A 23,524-nucleotide genomic window follows, 5' to 3' on the forward strand; every position below is an offset into this window, starting at 1 on the left:
TAACCGGTGGCGCGGGCTTGCGTTTGCCGGTTTTTTCCTGTCAGTTTACGCAGATTCTGAGCCTGTTCAGACCTTTCGCGGGACGCCGCTCATTGGTGACCCGTCATTCATTCAAGCGAGCCTGTTTCGTCATGCGTGTTATCCTGGAACGGTCAAACCTCCTGAAGTCGCTCAACCACGTCCACCGTGTGGTCGAGCGGCGCAACACCATACCGATCCTGTCCAACGTGCTGCTCAGCGCCGAAAGCGCCAGCCTTGAAATGAAGGCGACCGATCTCGACCTCGAGGTGACGGAAGCGACGCCCGCCAAGGTGGAGCGCGGCGGGGCGACGACGGTTCCGGCACATCTGCTCTACGACATCGTGCGCAAGCTCGCCGACGGAGCCGAGGTGATGCTGAAGACGGACGAGGACGGCAATGCCATGACGGTGACGTCAGGCCGCTCAAGCTTCCGCCTCCAGTGCCTGCCACAATCCGACTTCCCCGAGCTTTCGGCCGGATCGTTCTCGCATATCTTCCGTCTCGACTCGGTTGCCCTGAAGGGCCTGATCGAGAAGACCCAGTTCGCCATCTCCACCGAGGAGACACGCTATTATCTGAACGGAATCTACCTGCACACGCATGAGGTCGGCGGCAAGCTGAAGCTGCGCTCGGTGGCGACCGACGGCCACCGCCTGGCGCGCGCCGAAATCGACGCGCCGGCGGGTTCCGAGGGCATGCCGGGCATCATCATTCCACGCAAGACGGTGAGCGAGCTGCAGAAGCTGGTGGACGATCCGGACGTCGCGGTGACCACGGAACTGTCGGACACCAAGATCCGCTTCACCATCGGCAGCGTAATTTTGACCTCGAAGCTGATCGACGGCACCTTCCCCGATTATCAGCGGGTCATTCCGACCGGCAACGACAAAAAGCTGATCATCGACCGCCAGAGTTTTGCCGCCGCTGTCGATCGCGTCTCGACCATCTCTTCCGAACGCGGCCGCGCGGTGAAGCTTTCGATCAGCGAGGGTCAGGTGACGCTTGCGGTCAACAATCCGGATTCAGGCAGCGCCACCGAGGAACTCGCAGCCGACTATTCGTCGGATCCGATCGAAATCGGCTTCAATGCCAAGTATCTGCTCGACGTTGCCGCGCAACTGACCGGCACCGAGGCCAAGTTCATGCTGGCCGACGCCGGTTCGCCGACGCTGATCCACGACATGGCCGACGAAACCGCACTCTATGTGCTGATGCCGATGCGGGTGTAGCCTAGGCCGAGTCATCAATCCGGCTCTGCGGCCGGGACCGGCTATGAGAACCATGGTTGCGGCGACTTCCAGAGCAATTCCAGGAAAAGTGTGAAACGGTTTTCCGTCCGGAATTGCGTCAAAACAAAGAGATAGGGCCGTTCGGCGTTTACGTGAAACGATGAACCGCTCTACAGGCGGATAGCGGTTGCCGGCACAGACCTACATAAGTAAGCTTACGCTTACTAATTTTCGCAACTACGCGGCGCTGACGATCGATCTGGCGCCGGGTGCCGTGGTTTTTTCCGGCGACAATGGTGCCGGCAAGACCAATCTCCTCGAAGCGATCTCCTTTTTGACACCGGGGCGTGGCTTGCGCCGCGCCCCTTATGCGGATGTCGCGCGTGAGGGTGGCGATGGCGGCTTTGCCCTGCATGCCCGGCTCGACGGAGCTGACGGTCAAGTCGAGATCGGAACAGGCATTTCCGGCGGCGACAGCCCCGGCGAAGGCGGCAGGCGGGTGCGCATCAACGGAGCTTCGGCACGTTCGGCCGAGGACATGCTGGAATGGCTGCGCGTCGTGTGGCTGACACCGGCGATGGACGCCTTGTTCACAGGACCGGCCGCGGATCGACGGCGCTTTCTCGACCGGCTGGTGCTTGCGATCGACCCCGGCCACGGGCAACGTGCGATCGATTACGAAAAGGCGATGCGTGGCCGTAACCGACTGCTTACCGAAGGATCCCGGGACGACCGCTGGTTCGACGCGATCGAGACGCGGATGGCCGAGACCGGTGTGGCGATCGCCGCGGCACGGGCCGAGATGGTGCGCCTGCTCGCCGCCATGATCGACAGGCTGCCCGACACGGGGCCATTTCCGCAGGCCGATATCGGCCTTTCGGGGGATCTGGAGGCCGAGGTTTCCAGCATGCCAGCAGTCGATGTCGAAGAGCGCTTCCGCAGGACGCTTGCCGAGGGACGCGACCGCGACCGCGCCGCCGGGCGCACGCTCGAAGGGCCACACCGTTCGGATCTGGTGGTTCGGCACCGTCCCAAGGCGATGCCGGCCGAGCTCTGTTCGACAGGCGAGCAAAAGGCGCTGCTGGTCGGCATCGTGCTGTCGCATGCCCGGCTGACCGGCGAAATGTCGGGCATGACACCTATCCTGCTGCTCGACGAGATCGCCGCGCATCTCGATGGCGGGCGGCGCGCGGCGTTGTTTTCCATCCTTGAGGAATTGAACTGCCAGGTGTTCATGACCGGAACCGATGCGGCGCTGTTTTCCAGTCTCAAGGGGCGTGCGCAATTCCTGACTGTCGACCACGGCACGGTTGGGCCAACGATCTAGATATTTGACGCTTGCATAGGTCATCATCCCAGAACCGCTTCGCACTTTTGGGCGACCCGCCGCAGGTTTATGCATGTCATGGATTAGCCCCTGACAAGGTTTTTCAGCCGCTATATGATCCGGCGATGACCCCTGCCGCCCTGAACGCCGACGAGATCGAACGCTATGCCCGCCACATCGTGCTGCCCGAGATCGGCGGCGCCGGCCAGCAGAGGCTGAAGCAGGCGCGAGTGCTGGTCATCGGCGCCGGCGGGCTGGGCGCGCCGGTGCTTGAATATCTTGCCGCCGCCGGCGTCGGCACGCTCGGCGTGGTCGATGACGACACCGTTTCGCTTTCCAACCTGCAGCGTCAGGTCATTCACGGCACCGATAGTGTCGGCATGCTGAAAACCCATAGCGCCGAGGCGGCAATCGCCAGCATCAATCCCAACACCACTGTCGAAACGCACACGTTCCGGCTGACCACGGACAATGCCCCCGCCCTCGTCGCCGGCTATGACATCGTCGTCGACGGTTCCGACAATTTCGAAACCCGCTATGTGGTGGCCGATGCCTGCGCGAACGCTGGGAAACCGCTGGTGCATGCCGCTGTCGGACGCTTCGACGGCTCCGTCACGGTGCTGAAGCCATTCGAGGACGGCAAGGACGGCAAGCCCAATCCGGGCTACCGCGATCTGTTTCCCGAGGCGCCACCGCCTGGCCTGGTGCCGTCCTGTGCCGAAGCCGGCGTGCTTGGTGCGCTGACCGGTGTCGTCGGCACGCTGCAGGCAATGGAGACGATCAAGCTGATCACCGGCGTCGGCGAGCCGCTGGTCGGCAGGCTGCTGCTCTATGATGGGCTGGCCGCGCGCTTCGACACGATCCGCTACAAGAGAAACTGATCCCGTGCAGCGGACCGAAGCTGTCTCCATCGCGCAAATTCCGGCCGATTTCGACCGTTGGAACGATGTGCTCGCACTGATCATGCGTGCCTTCGCCTCGATGGACGGGGTTATCGACCCACCCTCCTCCGCCCACCTGCTGACTGCGGACAGCCTGCGGGACAAGGCTCGGCGGGAGACCGGCTTCGTGGCACTCAACGGCGACAGGATCGTCGGCTGTATCTTTGCCCTTGAAAGGCCGGCGGAACTCTATGTCGGCAAGCTCGCCATCGCGCCGGACTGCCAGGGACAGGGCATTGGCCGGCGGCTGATGCAGGCGGTCGAAGATCTTGCCCGCAGCCACGGCAAGGTGGCAATCGAGCTTCAGACGCGGATCGAGCTGACCGGAAACCATGCAGCCTTTGCCCGCCTCGGCTTTTATGAGACCGAACGGACGGCGCATGAGGGCTACGACAGGCCGACCTCGATCACCATGCGCAAGGTGCTTGTGTAAGCCCGGTCTTTCATCTGCGTTTCGATTGCGTCAGGTTCGCAGTGGCAGCACGCGGTCCGGCGGGCGATGGCCATCGACGAAGGCGCGGATGTTGATGATGACCTTTTCGCCCATGTCGATGCGGCCTTCGAGCGTCGCCGAGCCCATATGCGGCAACAACACGACCTTGTGCTTGGCGGCGAGCTTCAGCAGCTTGCCGTTCAAAGCCGGCTCGTGCTCGTAGACATCGAGGCCGGCGCCGGCAATCTTGCCGTCCTGGATCAGCTTGACCAGTGCTTCCTCGTCGATGATGTCGCCGCGCGCGGTGTTGACGACATAGGCCGTGGGCTGCAGCAGCGCCAGCCGCCGCGCCGAAAGCAGATGGAAGGTTGCCGGCGTCGATGGGCAATTGACCGAAATGATGTCCATGCGGGCCAGCATCTGGTCGAGGCTTTCCCAATAGGTCGCCTCCAGCCCGTCTTCGACGGCCGGCAGCACGCGATGGCGGTTGTGGTAATGGATCGACAGGCCGAAGGCCTTGGCCCGCCTGGCGACGGCGGTGCCGATGCGCCCCATGCCGACAATGCCCAGCCGCTTGCCCCAGATGCGCCGGCCAAGCATCCAGGTGGGCGACCAGCCGGCCCATTTCTTGTCGCCGGTGAGCACGTTGGCTCCTTCCGCCAGCCGCCGCGGCACCGCCAGCATCAGCGCCATGGTCATGTCGGCCGTGTCCTCGGTCAGCACATTGGGCGTGTTGGTGACGGTGATGCCCCGCTTAGCCGCGGCCTCGACATCGATCTTGTCGACGCCGTTGCCGAAATTGGCGATCAGCTTGAGGTTGTCGCCGGCCTGGGCGATCAGTGCCGCGTCGATGTGGTCGGTCACCGTCGGCACCAGCACGTCGGCCTCCTTGACCGCCGCCACCAGTTCCGGCTGCGTCATCGGCCTGTCCTCGACATTCAGCCGGGCGTCGAACAGTTCGCGCATGCGGGTCTCGACCGGGTCGGGCAGCTTTCGCGTGATGACGACGAGAGGCTTCTTTTTGCCTACCATTGTTTCCTCGTACCCCGATCTCGTTGAGACCTCTTTAACCAAGACCGGCGAAACTGAAAGCCGGTCGCGGTACCGATTACCTCATGTAACAAGCGGTGCCGCCGAAGACAAAGAAAAAGGGGCGCCGCTGCCGCCAGGCAAGCGCCGAAAGGAATGAAAGTGTCTGGTTTCGCGTCGTTTCGCCTGACCCTCAGCGCAGCACTTCTCGGCGCTTTGCTTTATTCTCCGCTTGCCGCGGCGCAGAGCGCGGCGGCACCCGCGCAGAGCGTCGTCACGCTCGGGCCGAGCGGTTTGCCGCTGCCGCGATTCGTCAGCCTGAAATCCGGCCGCGTCAACTCGCGCGTCGGCCCCGGCGCCAACTACTCGGTCGACTGGATGTATATGAAGGCCGGCCTGCCGATGGAGATCATCCAGGAATTCGATACATGGCGCCGCGTGCGCGATGCCGATGGGTCGGAAGGTTGGATCAACCAGTCGCTGCTTTCCGGCCGGCGCACGGCAATCGTCGCACCGTGGCAGCGCGGCAAGGGCGCCCAGATCAATCTTCTCAACAGCCCCGACAAGGACGCAAGGGTGGTCGCGATGGTCGAGCCGGGCGTCATGGGCACGATCAAATCCTGCGATGGCCAGTGGTGCGAAATGACGTTCGATGGCCACACCGGCTGGCTTGCCCAGTCGATCGTCTGGGGCGCCTACCCCGGCGAGCGGGTCAAGAACTGATTTTTACCCCTTTGACCGCGACATCTCGAAGAGTCGCGGTGGTGGTTTAGCGCCCGATGCGGCCGAGATGGGTGTCCTGAAAGCCGGTTGGCAGCTTCAGGCCGTAGCCCAGCGCACGGTCGATGGCGATGTGGGCGATCCAGATCAGCGCAACCGCCACCGCGGTCGCATTGCCCTCCATGTGCCCGGCGAGCAGCAGCAGCACGGGCACGATCAGAATATGCAAGGCGTTGTAGGCAAGGGCACCGACGCGCGGTCCCGCCAGATAGCCGAACATCGACAGGTCAGGCGCCAGAACAAGCAATCCGAAGAGCCACCAGGAAACGCCGATCGACGCATAGAATACGACGGCGCCCACCGCAACGATTGCCCATTCGAGCCGTATCGTCAGATCAAGCGGCTTCAATCCCTCGCCGGTCATTCGCGGCGCTTGGGGCGCAGCCTCACCACGATGTCGACATTGGCGATTTCCATCCCCTCCGGCGGCTCCGGCAGGTTGGCAACGGTCACCGGACCGCTGTCGATGTCGAATATGCGGTTCTCGCCTTCGATATAGAAATGGTGATGGTCGGAGGTGTTGGTGTCGAAATAGGTCTTGGCGCCCTCGACGGCGAGGATGCGCAGCAGTCCCGCCTGGGTGAACTGGTGGAGGGCATTGTAGACGGTGGCCAGCGATACTGGCACGCCGGCGGCGACGGCCTCCTCGTGCAGTTCCTCGGCCGACAGATGACGGTCGCCCTTGGCGAAAAGCAGGTCGGCCAGCGCAATGCGCTGACGCGTCGGCCTCAGGCCGGCTTCACGGACCCGTTTGTCCACAGCGACATTTTCCTTCCGGCCGTCCAGGTCCATCTTCTCGTCGAACCCCACAGTTCCGCCCCAAGACACGCCCAGAATGGCAAAAAAATGAACGTCTGCCGAAACCGGACCTCCGCCGACATATATTCTGTCGCCCGAATGCGATCAATAGCGCGCATTGACCCAGGCAGACGAGCAGGTTAAGCGCAAACGCCGGTTTCCGGCCTGAAACAGATTGTGTTAGGAAACCAACGACAAGGGCGCCCGATAGCCCGGAACGATATGGGGAGAGATTGATGCCGGGTAAATCCAGCTACGAGTACGACGAATTGCTGGCCTGCGCCCGCGGCGAACTGTTCGGACCGGGCAATGCCCAGCTTCCCTATCCGCCCATGCTGATGTTCGACCGTATCACCGAGATCAGCGAGACGGGCGGCGCCTTCGAGAAGGGTTTCATCCGCGCGGAATTCGACATCAAGCCCGACCTGTGGTTCTTTGCCTGCCATTTTATCGGCAATCCGATCATGCCGGGATGCCTCGGCCTCGACGCCATGTGGCAATTGACGGGCTTCTATCTTGGCTGGCTCGGCGAACCCGGCAAGGGCATGGCGCTGTCGACCGGTGAAGTGAAATTCAAGGGCATGGTGACGCCCTCGGTGAAAAAGGTTGAGTATGGCATCGACTTCAAGCGCGTGATGCGAGGCCGGCTGGTGCTCGGCATCGCCGATGGCTGGCTAAAGGCGGATGGCGAGCCCATATACGCGGCAACGGATCTGAAGGTCGGTCTGTCCAAGCAGTCGGCGGTCGTTTGACCGCAGCCCTGGCCAGCCCCCTGGCCAGCATCCCTGGAAGGAGTTGCGAATGAGACGTGTCGTAGTCACAGGCCTCGGCATTGTGTCGTCGATCGGCAACAATGCCAACGAGGTGCAAGCCTCGCTGCATGACGCCAGATCCGGCATCAGTTTCTCCGATTCGTTCGCCGAGCATGGCTTCCGGTGCCAGGTCTGGGGCGCGCCGACGCTCGATCCATCCGCCATGATCGACCGCCGGGCGATGCGCTTCCTGAGCCAAGGTGCGGCCTGGAACCACGTCTCCATGGACCAGGCGATCGCGGATGCGGGCCTCGAAGAGAGCGACATCACCAATGAGCGCACCGGCATCGTCATGGGATCGGGCGGACCATCCACCCGCACCATCTTCGAGGCGGCCGAGACCACGCTGAAGAACGGCAGTCCCAAGCGTATAGGTCCGTTCGCGGTGCCGAAGGCGATGTCGTCGACCGCATCGGCGACGCTTGCCACCTGGTTCAAGATTCACGGCGTCAACTATTCGATCTCTTCGGCCTGTTCGACCTCGGCGCATTGCATCGGCAATGGCTACGAACTGATCCAGTGGGGCAAGCAGGACATAGTCTTTGCCGGCGGCCACGAGGATCTCGACTGGACGATGTCGGACCTGTTCGACGCCATGGGCGCCATGTCGTCGAAGTTTAACGACAAGGCATCGACCGCTTCGCGCGCGTATGACGCCAATCGCGACGGCTTCGTCATCGCCGGCGGCGCGGGCGTGCTGGTGCTGGAAGAGCTTGAGCATGCCAAGGCGCGCGGCGCCAAGATCTACGCCGAGATCGTCGGCTACGGCGCGACCTCGGATGGCTACGACATGGTTGCCCCGTCAGGCGAGGGCGCGGTCCGCTGCATGCGCCAGGCACTGGCCACGGTTTCCACGCCGGTCGATTACATCAACACCCATGGCACATCGACGCCGGTGGGCGATTCCAAGGAAATGGGCGCGATCCGCGAGGTGTTCGGCGAGAAGATGCCCTACATCACCTCGACAAAATCGCTGACCGGCCATTCTCTGGGCGGGGCCGGCGTGCAGGAATCCATCTACTCGATCCTGATGATGCAGGGCGGTTTCATCGGCGAAAGCGCCCATATCGAGACCCTCGACCCCGAATTCGAGGGCATGCCGATCGTGCGAAAGCGCATCGACGACGCCAGGATCGACACTGTCTTGTCTAATTCGTTCGGCTTCGGTGGCACCAACGCAACGCTCGTTTTCCAGCGCTATTCCGCATAAGGCCAGCGTTTTTTTAATAAGGATTGGCGGCCATGGACGGATTGATGAAGGGCAAGCGCGGGCTTGTCATGGGTGTCGCCAACGATCATTCGATCGCCTGGGGCATCGCCCGGAAATTATCCGAACATGGGGCGGAACTCGCCTTCACCTATCAGGGCGATGCCTTCGGGCGCCGGGTCAAGCCGCTGGCAGACAAGCTCGGTGCCTCGCTGGTGGTGCCGTGCGACGTCGAGGACAGCGCTTCGGTCGCCGCGACGTTCGAGACCCTGGGCAAGGAATGGGGCGGGCTGGATTTCGTCGTCCACGCCATCGGCTTTTCCGACAAGAACGAGTTGAAAGGCCTTTACGCCGACACCAGCCGGGACAATTTCGTCCGCACCATGGTGATCTCCTGCTACTCCTTTACCGAAATCGCCCGCCATGCCGCCGCCCTGATGCAGGACGGCGGATCGATGATCACGCTGACCTATGCGGGGTCGGTCCGCGTCATGCCGAACTACAACGTCATGGGCGTCGCCAAGGCAGGGCTGGAGGCCAGTGTGCGCTACCTCGCCAATGATTACGGTCCGCGCGGCATCAGGGTCAACGGCATATCGGCTGGACCCGTGCGCACGCTTGCCGGCGCCGGCATTTCCGACGCCCGCCACATGTTCTCCTACCAGCAGCGCAACTCGCCGCTGCGTCGTACGGTGACTATCGACGAGGTCGGCGGCTCCGCGCTTTATCTACTGTCCGATCTGTCTTCCGGCGTTACCGGCGAAATCCACTATGTCGATTCCGGCTATCACATCGTTTCCATGCCTACGCTGGACGAATTGAAGCAGACCGACGGTGGACGAGACTAATGCATGTCGCCCAAGAGTGCGCGGCGGTTTTGGGACAACGACATTTATAAAACAAAAGCTTAAAATGCGCCGACGGAATCCGTTTCAACCCGACGCGCTTTAACCCTCTCAAGAAATACTTTCGCTCCAATAAAATTAGACGCATTCGCGGAAACTCATTTTAAGGACATATCCGCTAGAAAGCCCCGTACTCTGGGGATCTTTCAATGTCCGCCGTCAGCAACCCGAAGCGAACACCGGTGTTCCGGCTGCTCACCATAGCGAGCTCGGGCCTCGGCAGTTTCGTCCTCGGACTCTGGGGCCTGAAGCTCGGTCTCGGCGATGGCTTTGCCGGCATCTCCGCGGACATGATGGTCGCGGTGATGGCCGCGCTTTGCGCACTGGCGGCGTCGGCAGCCGCGATGTCCTTCTTCGCCGGCGTCGATGAATCGGCGGATTTCGTCTTCACGGAGACCCATTTCGACAAACTGACGGGCCTTTTGGCGCGTCCGGCAATGGTCGGCAAGATTGCCGAGGCGGCGTGCGCGACAAGCCGGACCGGCGAGCCGATGTTCCTCATCGACATCGATATAGATCGCTTCAAGCAGATCAACGACGCCATCGGCTACAGCCAGGGCGACGAGTTGATCCGCGCCTTCACCAACCGCTTGAAGACGTGCGTGCCGCCGCGCGCGCTGATCGGACGCATCGGCGCCGGTGAATTCGCGGTTCTACTCCCCGACAATCAGGTGTCCGGGTCGCTGGAAAGCACCATCGAGAGGCTCATCGACGAGATGATGGAGCCCTATGAACTCAGCACCCACCTGCAATCGGTCAGCCTGTCGGTGGGCATCGTGGCGATGCCAAAGGACGGCGTCGATCCCGTCCTCATCCTGCGCCGCTCCAATCTGGCGCTGCAGAATGCCCGCGCCAGCGGCGTCGGCAACTGGTCTGTCTTCCATGCCGAAATGGGCAGGGTCGCCGATCATCGCCAGTGGATCGAATCCGAACTGAATACAGCTTTCGAGCGCGGTGACTTCGATCTTCACTACCAGCCGCAGCTCGACCTCCCGACCGGCCGCATCGTCGGCTATGAAGCGCTGATCCGCTGGCGGCATCCCGAACGTGGCATGATCCCGCCGATGGAGTTCATCCCGATCGCCGAGGAAACCGGCATGATCGGCCCGATCGGCGAATGGGTGCTGCGCAAGGCTTGCAGCGACGCCCGGCATCTGCCCGACGACTGCTTCGTTGCCGTCAACATCTCGCCCGTGCAGTTCATGACCAAGGACTTCGTCGGTACCGTGCGCGATACCATGACGAGCACCGGCATCAAGCCGTCGCGGCTGGAACTGGAAGTGACCGAGACGGCGATGATGCAGGACCGCGACCGCGCCGCCGCCATACTGAAGCAGCTTGCAGACATGGGCATCTCGGTCGCCGTCGACGATTTCGGCACCGGCTATTCCAATTTGAGCTATCTCATCGATTTCTCGTTCGGCAAGCTGAAGATCGACCGGTCCTTCGTCAGCCGCCTCGATACCGATTCCAGCTCCGGCGCGGTCGTCTCGACCATCGTCGGGCTTTCGCGGGCGCTCGGCGTCAGCATCATTGCCGAAGGCGTCGAGACCGAAAGCCAGGCGACGCTGCTCAGGGCGGCTGGCTGCGAGGTGGTGCAGGGCTACCTGTTCGGCCGGCCGGCACCACTCAAGTTCAGGGTTGGCGACGCGCATGTCACCGACGAGGTCCGGCGCGTCGCCAATCTGCATTAAACGCTACGCATTGTATCAACGCCGCGCGGCAAGCACCTTGAACATGCCGTCGCGAGCGAGTTCGGCATGGCTCGAAAAAGCCGCCGACAGGATCGGCTCATAAGGAAGCTGGCGGTTGGCGACCATGAACAGCCGCCCGCCTGGCTTCAAGGCCTTGGCCGCAGCGCGGATCATGCCGGCGCCGATCTCGGGCTCGGCCGCACGGCTGCGATGAAAGGGCGGGTTCATGACGATCGCGTCGTAGCGCTTCTCGACCGGTTCTTTCAGCAGATCGGTCCAGAAGAAGTTCCTGGCGATCGACTGGCTAACCCCTGCCAGATTGAGCTTCGCGGCTTCGAGCGAGGCGAAATCCGCCTCATGGAGGTCGAGCGCCAGAATGCCGGGTGAATGGGCGGCTATCTCGGCCGCCAAATAGCCCCAGCCGGCGCAGAAATCGGCAACACTGCCACGCAGATCATTGGGCAGGTTCTCGACCAGCAGTTTCGAGCCGGTATCGATCCGGTCGAAGGAAAACATGCCGGGCGCGGTATGGAACCGGCCTTCGACCAGCAAGGCGGGATTGGCGGCACGCAATTCTTCCGCGGCGGCCAGATCGGCGGAACGGCGAAACCAGAAGGCGATGCCGTGATGTTTCGGTAGATGACCCTCAAGCGGCACAAGCTCGTCAACGCGCCTGCGCAGGCTGGCAATGCCATCGTCCTTGCCGCCGGCAACGACGACAAGGCCGCCCGGCGCGACGCGCTCAAGCGCCTGCGCGATGCGCACTTCGTTCAGGCCGCGATGCCGACCGGCCAGCACGAGTGCCATGTCGAAGCCGTCGCCTTCCGCCTGCGCGGTGACGATGACGCCGGAGGTCTGCAGCGCGCAAAAATGCGGCCGGAAGCCCTGCACGAGATGAAGCGCGGCCTCGAAGCCTTCGGGCAGCCGAAAACCCGGTTCGGCGCCGAGAAATAGGACGCGCCCATCCTTTGCGGGCAAAGCAACAGCCTCGGCCTCAAATGGATGAAAAAGGGTCTTCAGCGGCTCGGCGGACATTTTTCGATCTCGAAATGAAGTCTGTCTCTACAGCCCGAAAATGAAAACGGGCGCGACATAAGCCGCGCCCGTTTCGAGTCATGAACTCAAGACCGATCAGGCAGCGTTTTCTTCGCCTTCGGTCTTCTTGTCGCGGGCAAGTTCCTTGCCGGTGGCCTGGTCGACGACCTTCATCGACAGGCGGACCTTGCCGCGCTCGTCGAAGCCCATCAGCTTGACCCAGACCTTGTCGCCTTCCTTGACCACGTCCGAGGTCTTGGCGACCCGGTCGTTGGCAAGCTGCGAGATGTGGACGAGGCCGTCGCGCGGACCGAAGAAGTTGACGAAAGCGCCGAAGTCGGCGGTCTTGACGACCGTGCCTTCGTAGATTTCGCCGACTTCCGGCTCGGCAACGATGGTGTGGATCCACTTCTTCGCCGCCTCGATCTCCTTGGCGTTGGACGAAGCGATCTTGACCGTGCCGTCGTCCTCGATGTTGATCTTGGCGCCGGTCTTTTCGACGATCTCGCGGATGACCTTGCCGCCCGAGCCGATGACGTCGCGGATCTTGTCGGTCGGGATGTGCATCACTTCGATGCGCGGCGCGAACTCACCGAGTTCCGAACGCGCGCCGGTCAGAGCGTGCGCCATCTCGCCGAGGATATGCTGGCGGCCATCCTTGGCCTGGTCCAGCGCGATCTTCATGATCTCCTCGGTGATGCCCTCGATCTTGATGTCCATCTGCAGCGAGGTGATGCCGTTGGCGGTGCCGGCGACCTTGAAGTCCATATCGCCGAGGTGATCTTCGTCACCCAGGATGTCGGACAGAACCGCGAAGCGCTCGCCTTCCTTGATCAGGCCCATGGCGATACCGGCGACTGGCTTGGCCAGCGGCACGCCGGCATCCATCAGCGCCAGCGAGGTGCCGCAGACGGTGGCCATCGACGACGAGCCGTTGGACTCGGTGATCTCCGAGACGACGCGCAGCGTGTAGGGGAACTGGTCGGCACTCGGCAGCATCGGGCGAATGGCGCGCCAGGCGAGCTTGCCATGGCCGATTTCGCGGCGGCCCGGCGAACCCATGCGGCCGGTCTCACCGACGGAGTAGGGAGGGAAGTTGTAGTGAAGGAGGAACTTCTCCTTGTACATGCCGGTCAGCGAGTCGACATACTGCTCGTCCTCGCCGGTGCCGAGCGTGGCAACGACCAGCGCCTGGGTCTCGCCGCGGGTGAACAGCGCCGAACCATGGGTGCGCGGCAGGACGCCGACTTCGGAGACGATCTTGCGGACCGTCTTGAGGTCACGGCCGTCGATGCGCGAGCCGGTGTCGAGGATGTTCCAGCGCACGACCTTGGCCTGGAGTTCCTTGAACACGGTGCCGATCTGCTCGGAGGTGTACTTGGCGTCCTCGCCTTCAGCCGGGGCAAACGCGGCCTTGACCTTGGCCTTGACGGCGTCGACGGCCGCATAGCGCTTCTGCTTGTCGACGTTCTTGTAGGCAGTGCTGAGTTCGTCGCCGACGATCTTCAGCATCTCGGCTTCTAGGGTGGAATAGTCCGGCGCGGTGAAATCACGCGGCTCCTTGGCGGCGACTTCGGCCAGCTTGATGATGGCGTCGATGATCGGCTGGAAGCCCTTGTGGCCGAACATGACGGCGCCGAGCATCAGCTCTTCGCCGAGTTCCTTGGCTTCGGACTCAACCATCAGCACGGCGTCGGTCGTGCCGGCGACGATCAGGTCGAGCTTCGATTCCTGCATCTCATCGACGTGTGGGTTGAGCACGTATTCGCCGTTGATGTAACCGACGCGGGCGCCGCCGATCGGGCCCATGAAGGGTACGCCCGACAGGGTCAGGGCAGCCGAGGTGGCAACGATCGACAGGATGTCGGGATCGTTCTCGAGATCGTGCTGGACGACGGTGACGACGATCTGGGTGTCGTTCTTGTAGCCCGAGGCGAAGAGCGGGCGGATCGGGCGATCGATGAGGCGGGAAACCAGCGTTTCCTTCTCGCTCGGACGGCCTTCACGCTTGAAATAGCCACCCGGGATCTTGCCGGCGGCGTAGGTCTTTTCCTGGTAGTTGACGGTCAGCGGGAAGAAATCGAGGCCTGGCTTCGGCTCTTTCATCGAAACGACGGTGGCGAGAACCTTGGTCTCGCCGTAGGTGGCGAGCACCGCGCCATCAGCCTGGCGCGCGATCTTGCCGGTTTCGAGGATGAGCGGACGGCCGCCCCATTCGATTTCCACTTTGTGGTGATTGAACATATCTTGTCCTTAATATGAGGAAAGGGCCGCGCCGTTTCACGGTGCGCGGATGCCCTTTCCCTTGGCTTCCTTTCTCGGGCAGCCACGGGCAAGACAACGGGAAGCTCGGGTAATTTCGGCGCGGCTAGCGCGCACGAGCGTCCTGCAATCCTGCCCCATGACCGTCCATGGGCGGTTTCGAGTGCCCTCTGCACGATCGAAACCGGGTCTGGCCAGTCGATGCGACTGGCAGAATGCGCGACCGGCGGACTTTCCGAAGAAAGCCCGCCGGTCAATTCGTCAACGGCGCAGACCGAGCTTCTCGATCAACGTCTGGTAGCGCGCGTCGTCCTTGCGCTTGAGATAATCAAGCAGGCTGCGGCGCTGGGAGACGAGAGCGAGCAGACCACGGCGGGAATGGTTATCCTTCTTGTGGTCCTTGAAATGGTCGGTCAGGTTCTTGATGCGCTCGGAAAGGATGGCCACCTGGACTTCCGGAGACCCGGTATCGCCCTTGGCGGTTGCGAATTCACCCATCAATTCCTGTTTGCGCTCGGCAGTAATCGACATCGTGTTTTTCCTTATCTGTTTGAGGAAACGGGTCGCCCTCAGCCGGGATGTCGTCCAGCAGGGGCCGGTGCAAGCAAAGCGTCTTAGCGCTGTGCTGCGGCGCATATAGTGCAATTCCCCGGAAAATACCAGCCCAATTCACAAGCCGGCTTTTCAGGTCGAAAATGGCCGGTCTTATCCTTGTCAGAGCCATTTCTTCCATTTGAAGAAGGCAATCAGCCCGAACGCGACAAGCACCATGAACAAAAGCGATAGGGGATAGCCGTAGTAGGCCTTCAGCTCGGGCATGTTCCAGGGCGAAGACCCTGGATCGAAATTCATGCCCCAGATACCGACCAGGAAGGTAAGCGGCATGAAGATGACCGAGACGATGGTGAGATAGCTGATGACGTCGTTGGTGCGCGCCTGGCTCAGCGACAGATGCATCTCGATCAAGCCGGTCAGCATGTCGCGCTGGGTTTCGACCAGTTCGATCAGCCTGAGCGAATGGTCGAGTGTGTCGTTGAGGAAGATCTTGGTCTCGGCCTTCACATAGGGCACGTCGTTGCGGATGAGCGTCGCCAGCGCGTCGCGCAGGGGCCACAGCACCCCTTTCAGCACATTGGCATCGCGCCGCAATTCATGCAGCTGCCGCATCTGATGCTTGTCCGGCGAATGCAGCATCTCGTCCTCGATGCTGTCGACCAACTCGCCGGCCGCCTCGATCGGCGGAAAATAACTGTCGACGACGGCGTCGACCAGCGCATAGGCGAGATAGTCCGCTCCACGCGCGCGCAACCGGTTGGGCGCCGAACTCTCGATGCGCTTGCGCACGGGATCGAAGGGATCGCCTTCACGTTCCTGGAAGGTGACGACGAAATTGCTGCCGAAGAAGACGGAGATCTGCTCATAGCGGTGCGACGTGACATCGTCGATCATCCTGACGACGACGAAGGCATGGTCCTCGAAGAAATCGACTTTCGGCCGCTGGCCGGTGTTGACGACGTCCTCCAGCGCCAATGGATGCAGGCTGAAAATGCGGCCGATCTCCTCGATCAGCGGAATGTTGGCGAGGCCGGTGCAGTCGAGCCAGATAACTGGCCATTTGTCGCAATGGGTGTTGAGGTCGTCGATGCTGGCGTTTTCGATGGTCTGGAATTTCTGCGGCGAGATCATGGTCAGCCGCAGTTCCGAGCGACGAGCCGCCGGGTCGGCGATCAGCGTGCCCGGCGATGCACCGACCGGCGGCCGCCGCGTCCTCACCGGCGCCCGCTTCTTCACCGCTTCAGCCTTTGCCATAGAGCCCCTCTAACGCTATCCTGCGGACATTCGATGAGTGCCCTCAGCCGGCAAAGACCCGCTTGGGCTTGAACATGCCTTGCTCGATGGCACCGATGGCGACCAGCTTGCCGCGCGCCGTGGCGCAGGCTTCCTCGGCTTCCACCGGCGCGTCGCGGCCACGGATGATGACTGGATTGCCAAGGCGGATCTTGGTCGCCGCATCATCGCTGATGGCGACCTGCGGCAGGCAGTCGAGGGCGGCCGCCGTATCGACCAGAAGCGCATCGATGGTGTCGAAGTCGATCGGCGCTTCCACCGCGCCAGCGGCTTCTCTCGCGCCGGCGGCTTCTGTCATGTCGGAGGCTTCTGCCGTGTCGGCGACATCCGTCGCATCCGAGCTGTCTTCATCCCGCACGCCGAAACGAGCGGCTTCCAGTTCGGCGATGGTGACGAAATCCTCCGGCGTGAACGGCTCGACCTCGACCCGGCGCAATTCTGAAATATGGCCGAAACAGCCGAGGTCGCGGCCCATGTCGCGGGCCAGCGAGCGCACGTAGGTGCCTTTGCCGCATTCGACCTCGAAAACCGTGTGGTCGGCGTTGTGCCCGACAATATCGAGCCGGCCGATCTCGACCTCGCGAGGTGGAATATCGACTGTCGCACCATCGCGGGCCAGATCATAGGCGCGCTCGCCCGCGATCTTGATGGCCGAGAATTGTGGCGGCGTCTGCATGATGATGCCGGTGTATTTCGGCAGCAGGGCAAGCACCTCGGCCTCCGACGGACGCAGATCGGACTCCTTCGTCACCGGACCCTCGAGATCATCGGTGGAGCGCTCCTGCCCCCACGCCACGGTAAAGCGATAGATCTTGGCGCCGTCCTGCACGTAAGGCACGGTCTTGGTAGCCTCGCCAAGCGCGATCGGCAGCATGCCGGAGGCGAGCGGGTCGAGCGTGCCGGCATGGCCTGCCTTTTCCGCCTGGAACAGCCATTTGATCTTGGAGACTGCCTCGGTCGAACCCATGCCGACCGGCTTGTCCAGGATCAGCCAGCCCGAGATCGGCCGGCCTTTCTTCTTGCCGCGACGCGCCACTATTCGGTGTCCTTGTTGTCGTCTTTGTCCTGGTCTTCAGGACCCAGATCGCGCGCCACCTCGGGCGACTTCAACAGGTCGTTGATCCTGGCGAAATTGTCGAAGGAGGTGTCGAGCTTGAAGCGGAACTCCGGCATGAACTTCATCTGCCGCAATGCGCCCGAGACACGGCCACGGACGAACTTCGCATGCTTGTTCAGCGCCTCGACCACCGCATCGGTATCCTTGGCGCCGAGCGGCGAGACGAAAGCGGTGGCGACCTTCAGGTCGGGCGACATGCGCACTTCCGAGACCGAGACCACGGTGTTCTCGATCAGCGGATCAATGATCTCACCGCGTTGCAAGGTCTCGGACAGCGCATGGCGGACCTGTTCGGCGACGCGCAGCATGCGCTGGGATGGGCTGGATGCGGTTGGACGGGGCATTTTTCTCAATCCTGAAAGCGTGGGGCGCGGGATGGGACCGTGCCGCATGTCTCATATGGGCCATTCTCAACAGACCTTGGGCGGCGGCCTTGCGACCACCGCCCGCTATGGACAAGTCACTCGAACTCAGAGCGTCCGGGTCACCATCTCGACGCGGAAGCACTCGATGACGTCGCCGACGCGCATGTCCTCGTAGTTCTGGAAGGCCATGCCGCATTCCTGGCCGCCGGGGACTTCCGAAACTTCGTCCTTGAAGCGCTTCAGCGTCTTCAGCGTGCCCTCGTGGATGACGACGTTGTCGCGGATCAGGCGCACGCCCGCACCACGCTCGACCTTGCCTTCGGTGACACGGCAGCCGGCGATCTTGCCGACCTTGGTGATGTCGAAGATTTCGAGGATCTGCGCGTTGCCGATGAAGGTCTCGCGACGCTCCGGCGACAGAAGGCCCGATAGAGCCGCCTTCACGTCATCGACGAGGTTGTAGATGATCGAGTAGTAGCGGATCTCGATGCCCGCGGCCGCCGCGGCGGCACGCGCCTGGACGTTGGCGCGGACATTGAAGCCGATGATCGCCGCACCCGAAGTCTCCGCCAGCGACACGTCGCTTTCGGTGATGGCGCCGGCGCCGGCATGGACGATGCGCGCACGCACTTCGTCGGTGCCGAGCTTGTCCAGCGCCGCGTTGATCGCCTCGATCGAGCCCTGCACGTCGCCCTTGATGACCAGCGGGAATTCCTTCAGCCCGCTCGTCTGCAACTGCGACATCATCTGCTCGAGCGAACCGCGCTGGCCGGCATGCTTGGCAACCGCCTTCTCGCGCGCCAGACGCTGGCGATATTCGGTGATCTCGCGGGCGCGGGCCTCGTTGTTGACCACGGCGAAGCGGTCGCCGGCCTGCGGTGTACCCTGCAGACCAAGCACCTCCACCGGCATCGCCGGCGGCGCTTCCTTGATCTGCACGCCACGATCGTTGACCAGCGCACGCACCCGGCCCCATTCGTTGCCGGCAACAAGGATATCGCCCGGCATCAGCGTGCCGGTCTGCACCAGAACGGTGGCGACGGGGCCACGGCCCTTGTCGAGCTGGGCTTCGATGACGACGCCCTCGGCGGTACGATCCGGATTGGCCTTCAGGTCGAGAATTTCGGCCTGCAGCAGGATCGCCTCGAGCAGCTTGTCGAGATTGGTGCCCTTCGTCGCCGACACTTCGACGTCCAGAACTTCACCGCCCATGGATTCGACGAAGACCTCGTGGCGCAGCAGTTCGGAGCGGACTTTCTGCGGATCGGCGTCATGCTTGTCGATCTTGTTGATCGCCACGATGATCGGAACGCCGGCCGCCTTGGCATGGCTGATCGATTCGATCGTCTGCGGCATGACGCTGTCGTCGGCCGCAACCACCAGGATGGCAATGTCGGTCGCCTGGGCGCCACGAGCACGCATCGCCGTGAAGGCGGCGTGACCGGGGGTGTCGATGAAGGTGATCTTGTGACCGCCCTTCTCGACCTGGTAGGCGCCGATATGCTGGGTGATGCCGCCGGCTTCGCCGGAGACCACGTTGGCGTTGCGGATGGCATCGAGCAGCGAGGTCTTGCCGTGATCGACGTGACCCATGATTGTCACGACAGGCGGACGCGACACCAGGTCCTCGGCATTGTCGGCGATGTTGAAGAGGCCTTCCTCGATGTCGGATTCGGCGACGCGGCGAACCGTATGGCCGAATTCGGTGGCAACCAGTTCGGCCGTGTCGGCGTCGATGACGTCGCCCGGCTTCAGAATCTGGCCCTGCTTCATGAAGAACTTGACCAGGTCGACCGCACGCTCGGACATGCGTTGCGCCAGTTCCTGAATGGTAATCGTCTCTGGCAGGATCACTTCGCGCATGACTTTCTCGCGAGGCTCATTGTGCATCGCGCGCTTGAATTTTTCCTGGCGGCGACGCATCGACGACAGCGAACGGGCTCGCGCATCTTCGTCGGACAATGCTGAATTCAGCGTCAGCTTGCCGCGGCGGCGGTCTTCCTCGCTCTTGGTCGGCTTGGCCGGACGCGCCACTTCGGGCGTGACCGGACGGCGCACCGGAGCACCGGCACCAGTCCGCTTCGGCTTGGCCTGCTCTTCGTCGTCGACCGTCGCCAGTTCGGCGGTCAGCGGCGCGCGGCGGCGCGCCTCTTCCTCGGCCCGACGGCGGGACTCGGCCTCGGTCTGCAACCGCGCCTCTTCCTCGGCCTGGCGGCGCGCGGATTCATCACGTTCGCGCTTGCGGCGCTCTTCATCCTCGGCGCGGCGCTTGGCATCCTCGGCGGCGCGCTGACGGTCTTCGACCTCGCGAACCTTTGAGCCCTCGAGCGCCCTGCGGCGTGCTTCCATTTCACTGCGCGACAGTTCGTTCAGCACCATGCCGCCGCGCTCGACCGGGGCCGGCGGCGCGGGTGGTGGCGCCTTCGGCGCTTCCTGAACGACGGCGGGTGCGGCCACGACCGCCGGCTTCGGTGTGAAGACGGGAGCGGCAACCGGCTCCGGCTTGTCGCCGGGCATCGAGAACTTGCGCTTCTTGGTTTCGACGACGACCTGCTTGGTGCGGCCGTGCGAGAAGTTCTGGCGCACAGTGCCCTGTTCCATACCGGGGCGCTTCAGCGTCAAGGTCTTCTTCGGCGTCACACTCAGCGTATTGTCGTCACCCGATTTCGTATCGTTCATTCCATATCCTCTGCGGCATCATCTTCGTCAGCAACAGCCGCAAGCATTGCCAGATCGTCCGGGGAACCGCCCCGATACCGGTCGAGCGCAACCATGCGCTTTTGGACCGCCCTGCCCGCGTCTCCCGCGAGAACGGCAGCATGTATCACATTTGTACCCCCCAATGCCAAGCTCAACTCGGCCTCGGAGAAAAGTTTGTAGGCAAGGATTGCGGGGCCGCCGAGATGGACTGTCGCCCGTCGTGCCTGGCTGATCTTGCGTACACCGTCGTCGGACGCTTCGGTCGCGTGAAGCACGAAAAGCGCCAATCCGCCGCGCACAGCGCTCTCGACCTTGGTGGCGCCCAGCGCAATCGCGCCTGCCTTGCGGGCAAGACCAAGCATGCCCAGAGCGTATCTGGAAAGCAACCCGTCGACCATGCCGCCAAGATCGGGCGGCACGGCCACCTGTGCCTTGAAGGCGCGAGCGAAAAGGTTCTTCGCCGCAGCCTTGTCGATATGTAGGCGGTCGGCGCTCACCCAGCAACCTCGGCCGGGCAAATTTCTCTTGATGTCGGGAACGACGGCCGAATCCGGGCCGACGACGAACCGGATCAGATCATCCGGTTCGGCCTGTCTGCGGGTGACGATGCAGGTGCGATCGTTCATCTCGTCCAAGGGCGGGTTCGGTGCGATGCGGTTTCACCTCACGCACCAACGGCTTCGTCAGCCGATTCTTCTTCGGCCGCAAGCTCGTCTTCGGTGATCCATCCAGCCTTAAGGCGGGCGGCCAGAACCATCTGTTCGGCATCGGCGCGTGTCACGCCATGATTGGCCAGCACGCCGGGGAATACCTTGGTTTCGCCGTCCTTGCGTTCCTTCCAGCCGGTCAGGTCGTCGGCGGCATAGCCGGCAAAGTCCTCGATCGTCTTCACGCCGTCCTCGCCGAGCGTCACCATCATGGCGGTGGTGATGCCAGGGATTTCGCGCAATTCGTCCGAGACGCCGAGGGCCTTGCGCTTGTCGTCGTGTTCGGCTTCGATCTTCTCCAGATATTCGCGGGCGCGGGTCTGGATTTCCGAAGCGGTGTCCTCGTCGAAGCCGTCGATCGAGGCGATCTCGCCGGAATCGACATAGGCGACTTCCTCGACGCTGGTGAAGCCTTCGGAGGCGAGCACCTGGCCGACCATCTCGTCGACGTCGAGGGCTTCCATGAACAGCGACGACCGCTCGACGAATTCCTTCTGGCGACGCTCGGACTCTTCGGCCTCGGTCAGGATATCGATATCCCAGCCGGTCAGTTGCGAAGCAAGCCGCACGTTCTGGCCGCGGCGGCCGATGGCCAGCGACAGCTGGTCGTCGGGAACCACGACTTCGATGCGTTCGGCATCCTCGTCGAGCACGACCTTGGCGACTTCCGCCGGCTGCAGCGCGTTGACGATGAAGGACGCCGCCGAGGGCGACCACGGAATGATGTCGATCTTCTCGCCCTGCAACTCGCCGACGACGGCCTGGACGCGGCTGCCGCGCATACCGACGCAGGCGCCGACCGGATCGATCGAGCTGTCGCGCGAGATGACCGCGATCTTGGCGCGCGAGCCGGGGTCGCGGGCGACCGACTTGATCTCGATGATGCCGTCATAGATTTCCGGCACTTCCATGGTGAATAGCTTGGCCATGAACTGCGGATGGGTGCGCGACAGGAATATCTGCGGGCCGCGCTGCTCGCGGCGCACGTCGTAGACGTAAGCGCGGACGCGGTCGCCGTATTTGTAGTTTTCGCGCGGGATCAGTTCGTCGCGACGGATGATCGCCTCGCCGCGGCCGAGATCGACGATGACGTTGCCGTATTCGACGCGCTTGACGGTGCCGTTGACGATCTCGCCGATGCGGTCCTTGTATTCGTCATACTGGCGGTCGCGCTCGGCCTCGCGCACCTTCTGCACGATGACCTGCTTGGCCGACTGGGCGGCGATGCGGCCGAAATCCATCGGCGGCAGCTGTTCGGCGATGAAGTCGCCGAGCTGGGCGTCCGGATTGCGCTCGCGGGCCGAGGAAATGGCGATCTGCGTGGCGTAGTCGTCGACCTTCTCGACCACTTCCATCAGCCGCTGCAGCTTCATCTCGCCGGTGTTCGGGTTGATGTCGGCGCGGATGTTGGTCTCCTGGCCGTAACGCGAACGCGCCGCCTTCTGGATCGCATCGGCCATGGCGGCGATGACGATCGACTTGTCGATCGACTTTTCGCGCGCGACCGCGTCGGCGATCTGCAGCAGTTCAAGTCTGTTGGCGCTTACAACCATCGTTTTTCTCCCGAGCCTGTTTGCCGGACCTTTGCGCCCGGCAGCTCAATCATAGTTCCTGTTCGTGTTCTTCCGCGGCGTCCGCTTCCGTACCCGACTCATCGTCGTCCGGTTCGCCGCGACGCTTTTTGGCTTCCTTGCGCGCCCTGTTGTCCTTCGACAGGGCATCGCGGATGAGATCGTCGGTCAGGATCAGGCGCGTTTCGGAAATCGCGTCATAGGGGACACGCACCGTCGGCTCCTCGCCATAGGCTGCCTTTTCGCGCTCGATCAGCACATCGTCTTCGCCGGCCTCGACGATCTTGCCCTTGAACCGCTTGCGGTCGGCAACGACGATCGATGTTTCCATCTTGACCAGATGACCCGTCCAGGTCGTGAAATCCGATTTTCGGACCAGCGGCCGGTCGATGCCGGGCGACGAGACCTCAAGATGATAGGCCTTTTCGATCGGATCATCGACGTCGAGCGCCGGCGACACCGCGCGGCTGACCTCTTCGCAATCCTCGACGGTCATGGTGCCGTCCTCGCGCTCGGCCATGATCTGCAGCGTCAGCCCGTTCTGGCCCGACAGATGCACCCGCACGAGGCGGAAGCCGATGCCGCGCAGAACCGGCTGGACGATCAGCGCGATGCGTGCATCGATGCCGCTTTCGCGGATGATGCGATCGTCGCCCTCGCTTGCCGTTGCAGTCATTGATATCCTGTCGCTCTATCCGAAGTTATCGGCGGGTAATAAAAAAGAGCGGGACCGGGTGGACCCA

Annotated in this window: 21 protein-coding genes and 2 pseudogenes; 9 read left to right on the top strand and 14 right to left on the bottom strand. The window is 62.8% G+C overall.

Annotated elements, in window-relative coordinates:
• Positions 1-131: 131 nt before the first annotated feature.
• The 4 genes from dnaN (at position 132) to NKH02_RS01820 (ending at position 3,951) form a co-directional block, all read left to right on the top strand.
• Positions 132-1,250, top strand: coding sequence for a DNA polymerase III subunit beta (gene dnaN, locus NKH02_RS01805; protein ID WP_352875873.1), 1,119 nt, complete (start codon positions 132-134; stop codon positions 1,248-1,250).
• A 187-nt stretch (positions 1,251-1,437) separates the two neighbouring features.
• Entirely contained in the window at positions 1,438-2,577 is a 1,140-nt protein-coding gene (gene recF / locus NKH02_RS01810) for a DNA replication/repair protein RecF (RefSeq protein ID WP_352870154.1), read from the top strand.
• 125 nt (positions 2,578-2,702) lie between these two features.
• A complete protein-coding gene (locus tag NKH02_RS01815; RefSeq protein ID WP_352875875.1) occupies positions 2,703-3,458 on the top strand; it encodes a molybdopterin-synthase adenylyltransferase MoeB in 756 nt (251 codons plus the stop codon).
• Positions 3,459-3,462: 4 nt separating this feature from the next.
• The gene (locus NKH02_RS01820; protein WP_352875877.1) at positions 3,463-3,951 is read left to right on the top strand and encodes a GNAT family N-acetyltransferase; all 489 of its coding nucleotides are present in this window, start codon (positions 3,463-3,465) and stop codon (positions 3,949-3,951) included.
• Between the two features lie 30 nt (positions 3,952-3,981).
• Here NKH02_RS01820 and NKH02_RS01825 read toward each other — a convergent pair whose 3' ends face one another.
• On the bottom strand, positions 3,982-4,983 hold the full coding sequence (locus NKH02_RS01825) for a 2-hydroxyacid dehydrogenase (RefSeq protein ID WP_352870151.1): 1,002 nt from the start codon (positions 4,981-4,983) through the stop codon (positions 3,982-3,984).
• Between the two features lie 159 nt (positions 4,984-5,142).
• Here NKH02_RS01825 and NKH02_RS01830 point away from each other — a divergent pair, with 159 nt between their 5' ends.
• Entirely contained in the window at positions 5,143-5,703 is a 561-nt protein-coding gene (locus NKH02_RS01830) for an SH3 domain-containing protein (RefSeq protein ID WP_352870150.1), read from the top strand.
• Positions 5,704-5,749: 46 nt separating this feature from the next.
• On the opposite strand, the gene NKH02_RS01835 is transcribed toward NKH02_RS01830, so the two are convergent.
• Together NKH02_RS01835 and irrA are read right to left on the bottom strand one after the other, a co-directional pair.
• Complete coding sequence (locus NKH02_RS01835) at positions 5,750-6,124, bottom strand: DUF4260 domain-containing protein (protein ID WP_502913763.1); 375 nt, start codon at positions 6,122-6,124, stop codon at positions 5,750-5,752.
• Positions 6,121-6,552, bottom strand: a complete 432-nt coding sequence (irrA, locus tag NKH02_RS01840; protein ID WP_024503471.1) for an iron response transcriptional regulator IrrA — start codon at positions 6,550-6,552, stop codon at positions 6,121-6,123. Before irrA ends, NKH02_RS01835 begins: the two co-directional genes overlap by 4 nt.
• Before the next feature lie 242 nt (positions 6,553-6,794).
• Here irrA and fabA point away from each other — a divergent pair, with 242 nt between their 5' ends.
• The 4 genes from fabA to NKH02_RS01860 all read left to right on the top strand — a co-directional run bounded on the left by fabA (position 6,795) and on the right by NKH02_RS01860 (position 11,176).
• The gene (gene fabA, locus NKH02_RS01845) at positions 6,795-7,310 is read left to right on the top strand and encodes a 3-hydroxyacyl-[acyl-carrier-protein] dehydratase FabA (protein ID WP_352870148.1); all 516 of its coding nucleotides are present in this window, start codon (positions 6,795-6,797) and stop codon (positions 7,308-7,310) included.
• A 49-nt stretch (positions 7,311-7,359) separates the two neighbouring features.
• The gene (gene fabB / locus NKH02_RS01850; RefSeq protein WP_023758107.1) at positions 7,360-8,580 is read left to right on the top strand and encodes a beta-ketoacyl-ACP synthase I; all 1,221 of its coding nucleotides are present in this window, start codon (positions 7,360-7,362) and stop codon (positions 8,578-8,580) included.
• Positions 8,581-8,612: 32 nt separating this feature from the next.
• Positions 8,613-9,425: an enoyl-ACP reductase FabI gene (gene fabI, locus NKH02_RS01855; protein ID WP_109666399.1), complete on the top strand. Its 813-nt coding sequence runs from the start codon at positions 8,613-8,615 to the stop codon at positions 9,423-9,425.
• A 206-nt stretch (positions 9,426-9,631) separates the two neighbouring features.
• Positions 9,632-11,176, top strand: coding sequence for a putative bifunctional diguanylate cyclase/phosphodiesterase (locus NKH02_RS01860; RefSeq protein WP_352875879.1), 1,545 nt, complete (start codon positions 9,632-9,634; stop codon positions 11,174-11,176).
• 15 nt (positions 11,177-11,191) lie between these two features.
• On the opposite strand, the gene NKH02_RS01865 is transcribed toward NKH02_RS01860, so the two are convergent.
• The 11 genes and pseudogenes from NKH02_RS01865 to rimP all read right to left on the bottom strand — a co-directional run bounded on the left by NKH02_RS01865 (position 11,192) and on the right by rimP (position 23,457).
• Complete coding sequence (locus tag NKH02_RS01865) at positions 11,192-12,211, bottom strand: class I SAM-dependent methyltransferase (protein WP_352875881.1); 1,020 nt, start codon at positions 12,209-12,211, stop codon at positions 11,192-11,194.
• Between the two features lie 96 nt (positions 12,212-12,307).
• Positions 12,308-14,455 carry a polyribonucleotide nucleotidyltransferase gene (gene pnp / locus NKH02_RS01870; protein WP_352875883.1) on the bottom strand — a complete coding sequence of 716 codons (2,148 nt, stop codon included), beginning with the start codon at positions 14,453-14,455 and terminating at the stop codon, positions 12,308-12,310.
• A gap of 279 nt (positions 14,456-14,734) precedes the next feature.
• On the bottom strand, positions 14,735-15,109 hold the full coding sequence (rpsO, locus tag NKH02_RS01875; protein WP_352875885.1) for a 30S ribosomal protein S15: 375 nt from the start codon (positions 15,107-15,109) through the stop codon (positions 14,735-14,737).
• Positions 15,110-15,187: 78 nt separating this feature from the next.
• The gene (corA, locus tag NKH02_RS01880; RefSeq protein WP_352875887.1) at positions 15,188-16,282 is read right to left on the bottom strand and encodes a magnesium/cobalt transporter CorA; all 1,095 of its coding nucleotides are present in this window, start codon (positions 16,280-16,282) and stop codon (positions 15,188-15,190) included.
• A 43-nt stretch (positions 16,283-16,325) separates the two neighbouring features.
• Positions 16,326-16,565: pseudogene (locus NKH02_RS34490) on the bottom strand (tRNA pseudouridine(55) synthase TruB); the annotation flags it as partial.
• Between the two features lie 122 nt (positions 16,566-16,687).
• Positions 16,688-17,357 (bottom strand): annotated as a pseudogene (gene truB, locus NKH02_RS34495) (tRNA pseudouridine(55) synthase TruB); the annotation flags it as partial.
• Entirely contained in the window at positions 17,357-17,782 is a 426-nt protein-coding gene (gene rbfA / locus NKH02_RS01890) for a 30S ribosome-binding factor RbfA (RefSeq protein ID WP_352601443.1), read from the bottom strand. The gene rbfA and the pseudogene truB, both read right to left, overlap by 1 nt.
• Before the next feature lie 126 nt (positions 17,783-17,908).
• A complete protein-coding gene (gene infB, locus NKH02_RS01895; protein ID WP_352875891.1) occupies positions 17,909-20,482 on the bottom strand; it encodes a translation initiation factor IF-2 in 2,574 nt (857 codons plus the stop codon).
• Complete coding sequence (locus NKH02_RS01900) at positions 20,479-21,129, bottom strand: RNA-binding protein (protein WP_352875892.1); 651 nt, start codon at positions 21,127-21,129, stop codon at positions 20,479-20,481. The genes infB and NKH02_RS01900 overlap by 4 nt, the downstream gene beginning before the upstream one ends.
• A 38-nt stretch (positions 21,130-21,167) precedes the next feature.
• The gene (nusA, locus tag NKH02_RS01905) at positions 21,168-22,763 is read right to left on the bottom strand and encodes a transcription termination factor NusA (protein WP_352870139.1); all 1,596 of its coding nucleotides are present in this window, start codon (positions 22,761-22,763) and stop codon (positions 21,168-21,170) included.
• Between the two features lie 49 nt (positions 22,764-22,812).
• On the bottom strand, positions 22,813-23,457 hold the full coding sequence (rimP, locus tag NKH02_RS01910) for a ribosome maturation factor RimP (protein WP_352875894.1): 645 nt from the start codon (positions 23,455-23,457) through the stop codon (positions 22,813-22,815).
• Positions 23,458-23,524 lie beyond the last annotated feature (67 nt).

Source organism: Mesorhizobium sp. M1396, from assembly GCF_040317725.1.
Taxonomy (GTDB): Bacteria; Pseudomonadota; Alphaproteobacteria; order Rhizobiales; family Rhizobiaceae; genus Mesorhizobium.

Coding starts and splice junctions, on each gene's coding strand:
- dnaN (WP_352875873.1), top strand. CDS start 132: ATGCGTGTTATCCTGGAACGGTCAAACCTCCTGAAGTCGCTCAACCAC.
- NKH02_RS01815 (WP_352875875.1), top strand. CDS start 2,703: ATGACCCCTGCCGCCCTGAACGCCGACGAGATCGAACGCTATGCCCGC.
- NKH02_RS01825 (WP_352870151.1), bottom strand. CDS start 4,983: ATGGTAGGCAAAAAGAAGCCTCTCGTCGTCATCACGCGAAAGCTGCCC.
- NKH02_RS01835 (WP_502913763.1), bottom strand. CDS start 6,124: ATGACCGGCGAGGGATTGAAGCCGCTTGATCTGACGATACGGCTCGAA.
- irrA (WP_024503471.1), bottom strand. CDS start 6,552: ATGGACCTGGACGGCCGGAAGGAAAATGTCGCTGTGGACAAACGGGTC.
- fabA (WP_352870148.1), top strand. CDS start 6,795: ATGCCGGGTAAATCCAGCTACGAGTACGACGAATTGCTGGCCTGCGCC.
- fabB (WP_023758107.1), top strand. CDS start 7,360: ATGAGACGTGTCGTAGTCACAGGCCTCGGCATTGTGTCGTCGATCGGC.
- fabI (WP_109666399.1), top strand. CDS start 8,613: ATGGACGGATTGATGAAGGGCAAGCGCGGGCTTGTCATGGGTGTCGCC.
- NKH02_RS01860 (WP_352875879.1), top strand. CDS start 9,632: ATGTCCGCCGTCAGCAACCCGAAGCGAACACCGGTGTTCCGGCTGCTC.
- NKH02_RS01865 (WP_352875881.1), bottom strand. CDS start 12,211: ATGTCCGCCGAGCCGCTGAAGACCCTTTTTCATCCATTTGAGGCCGAG.
- pnp (WP_352875883.1), bottom strand. CDS start 14,455: ATGTTCAATCACCACAAAGTGGAAATCGAATGGGGCGGCCGTCCGCTC.
- rpsO (WP_352875885.1), bottom strand. CDS start 15,109: ATGCGCCGCAGCACAGCGCTAAGACGCTTTGCTTGCACCGGCCCCTGC.
- corA (WP_352875887.1), bottom strand. CDS start 16,282: ATGGCAAAGGCTGAAGCGGTGAAGAAGCGGGCGCCGGTGAGGACGCGG.
- rbfA (WP_352601443.1), bottom strand. CDS start 17,782: ATGCCCCGTCCAACCGCATCCAGCCCATCCCAGCGCATGCTGCGCGTC.
- infB (WP_352875891.1), bottom strand. CDS start 20,482: ATGAACGATACGAAATCGGGTGACGACAATACGCTGAGTGTGACGCCG.
- NKH02_RS01900 (WP_352875892.1), bottom strand. CDS start 21,129: ATGAACGATCGCACCTGCATCGTCACCCGCAGACAGGCCGAACCGGAT.
- nusA (WP_352870139.1), bottom strand. CDS start 22,763: ATGGTTGTAAGCGCCAACAGACTTGAACTGCTGCAGATCGCCGACGCG.
- rimP (WP_352875894.1), bottom strand. CDS start 23,457: ATGACTGCAACGGCAAGCGAGGGCGACGATCGCATCATCCGCGAAAGC.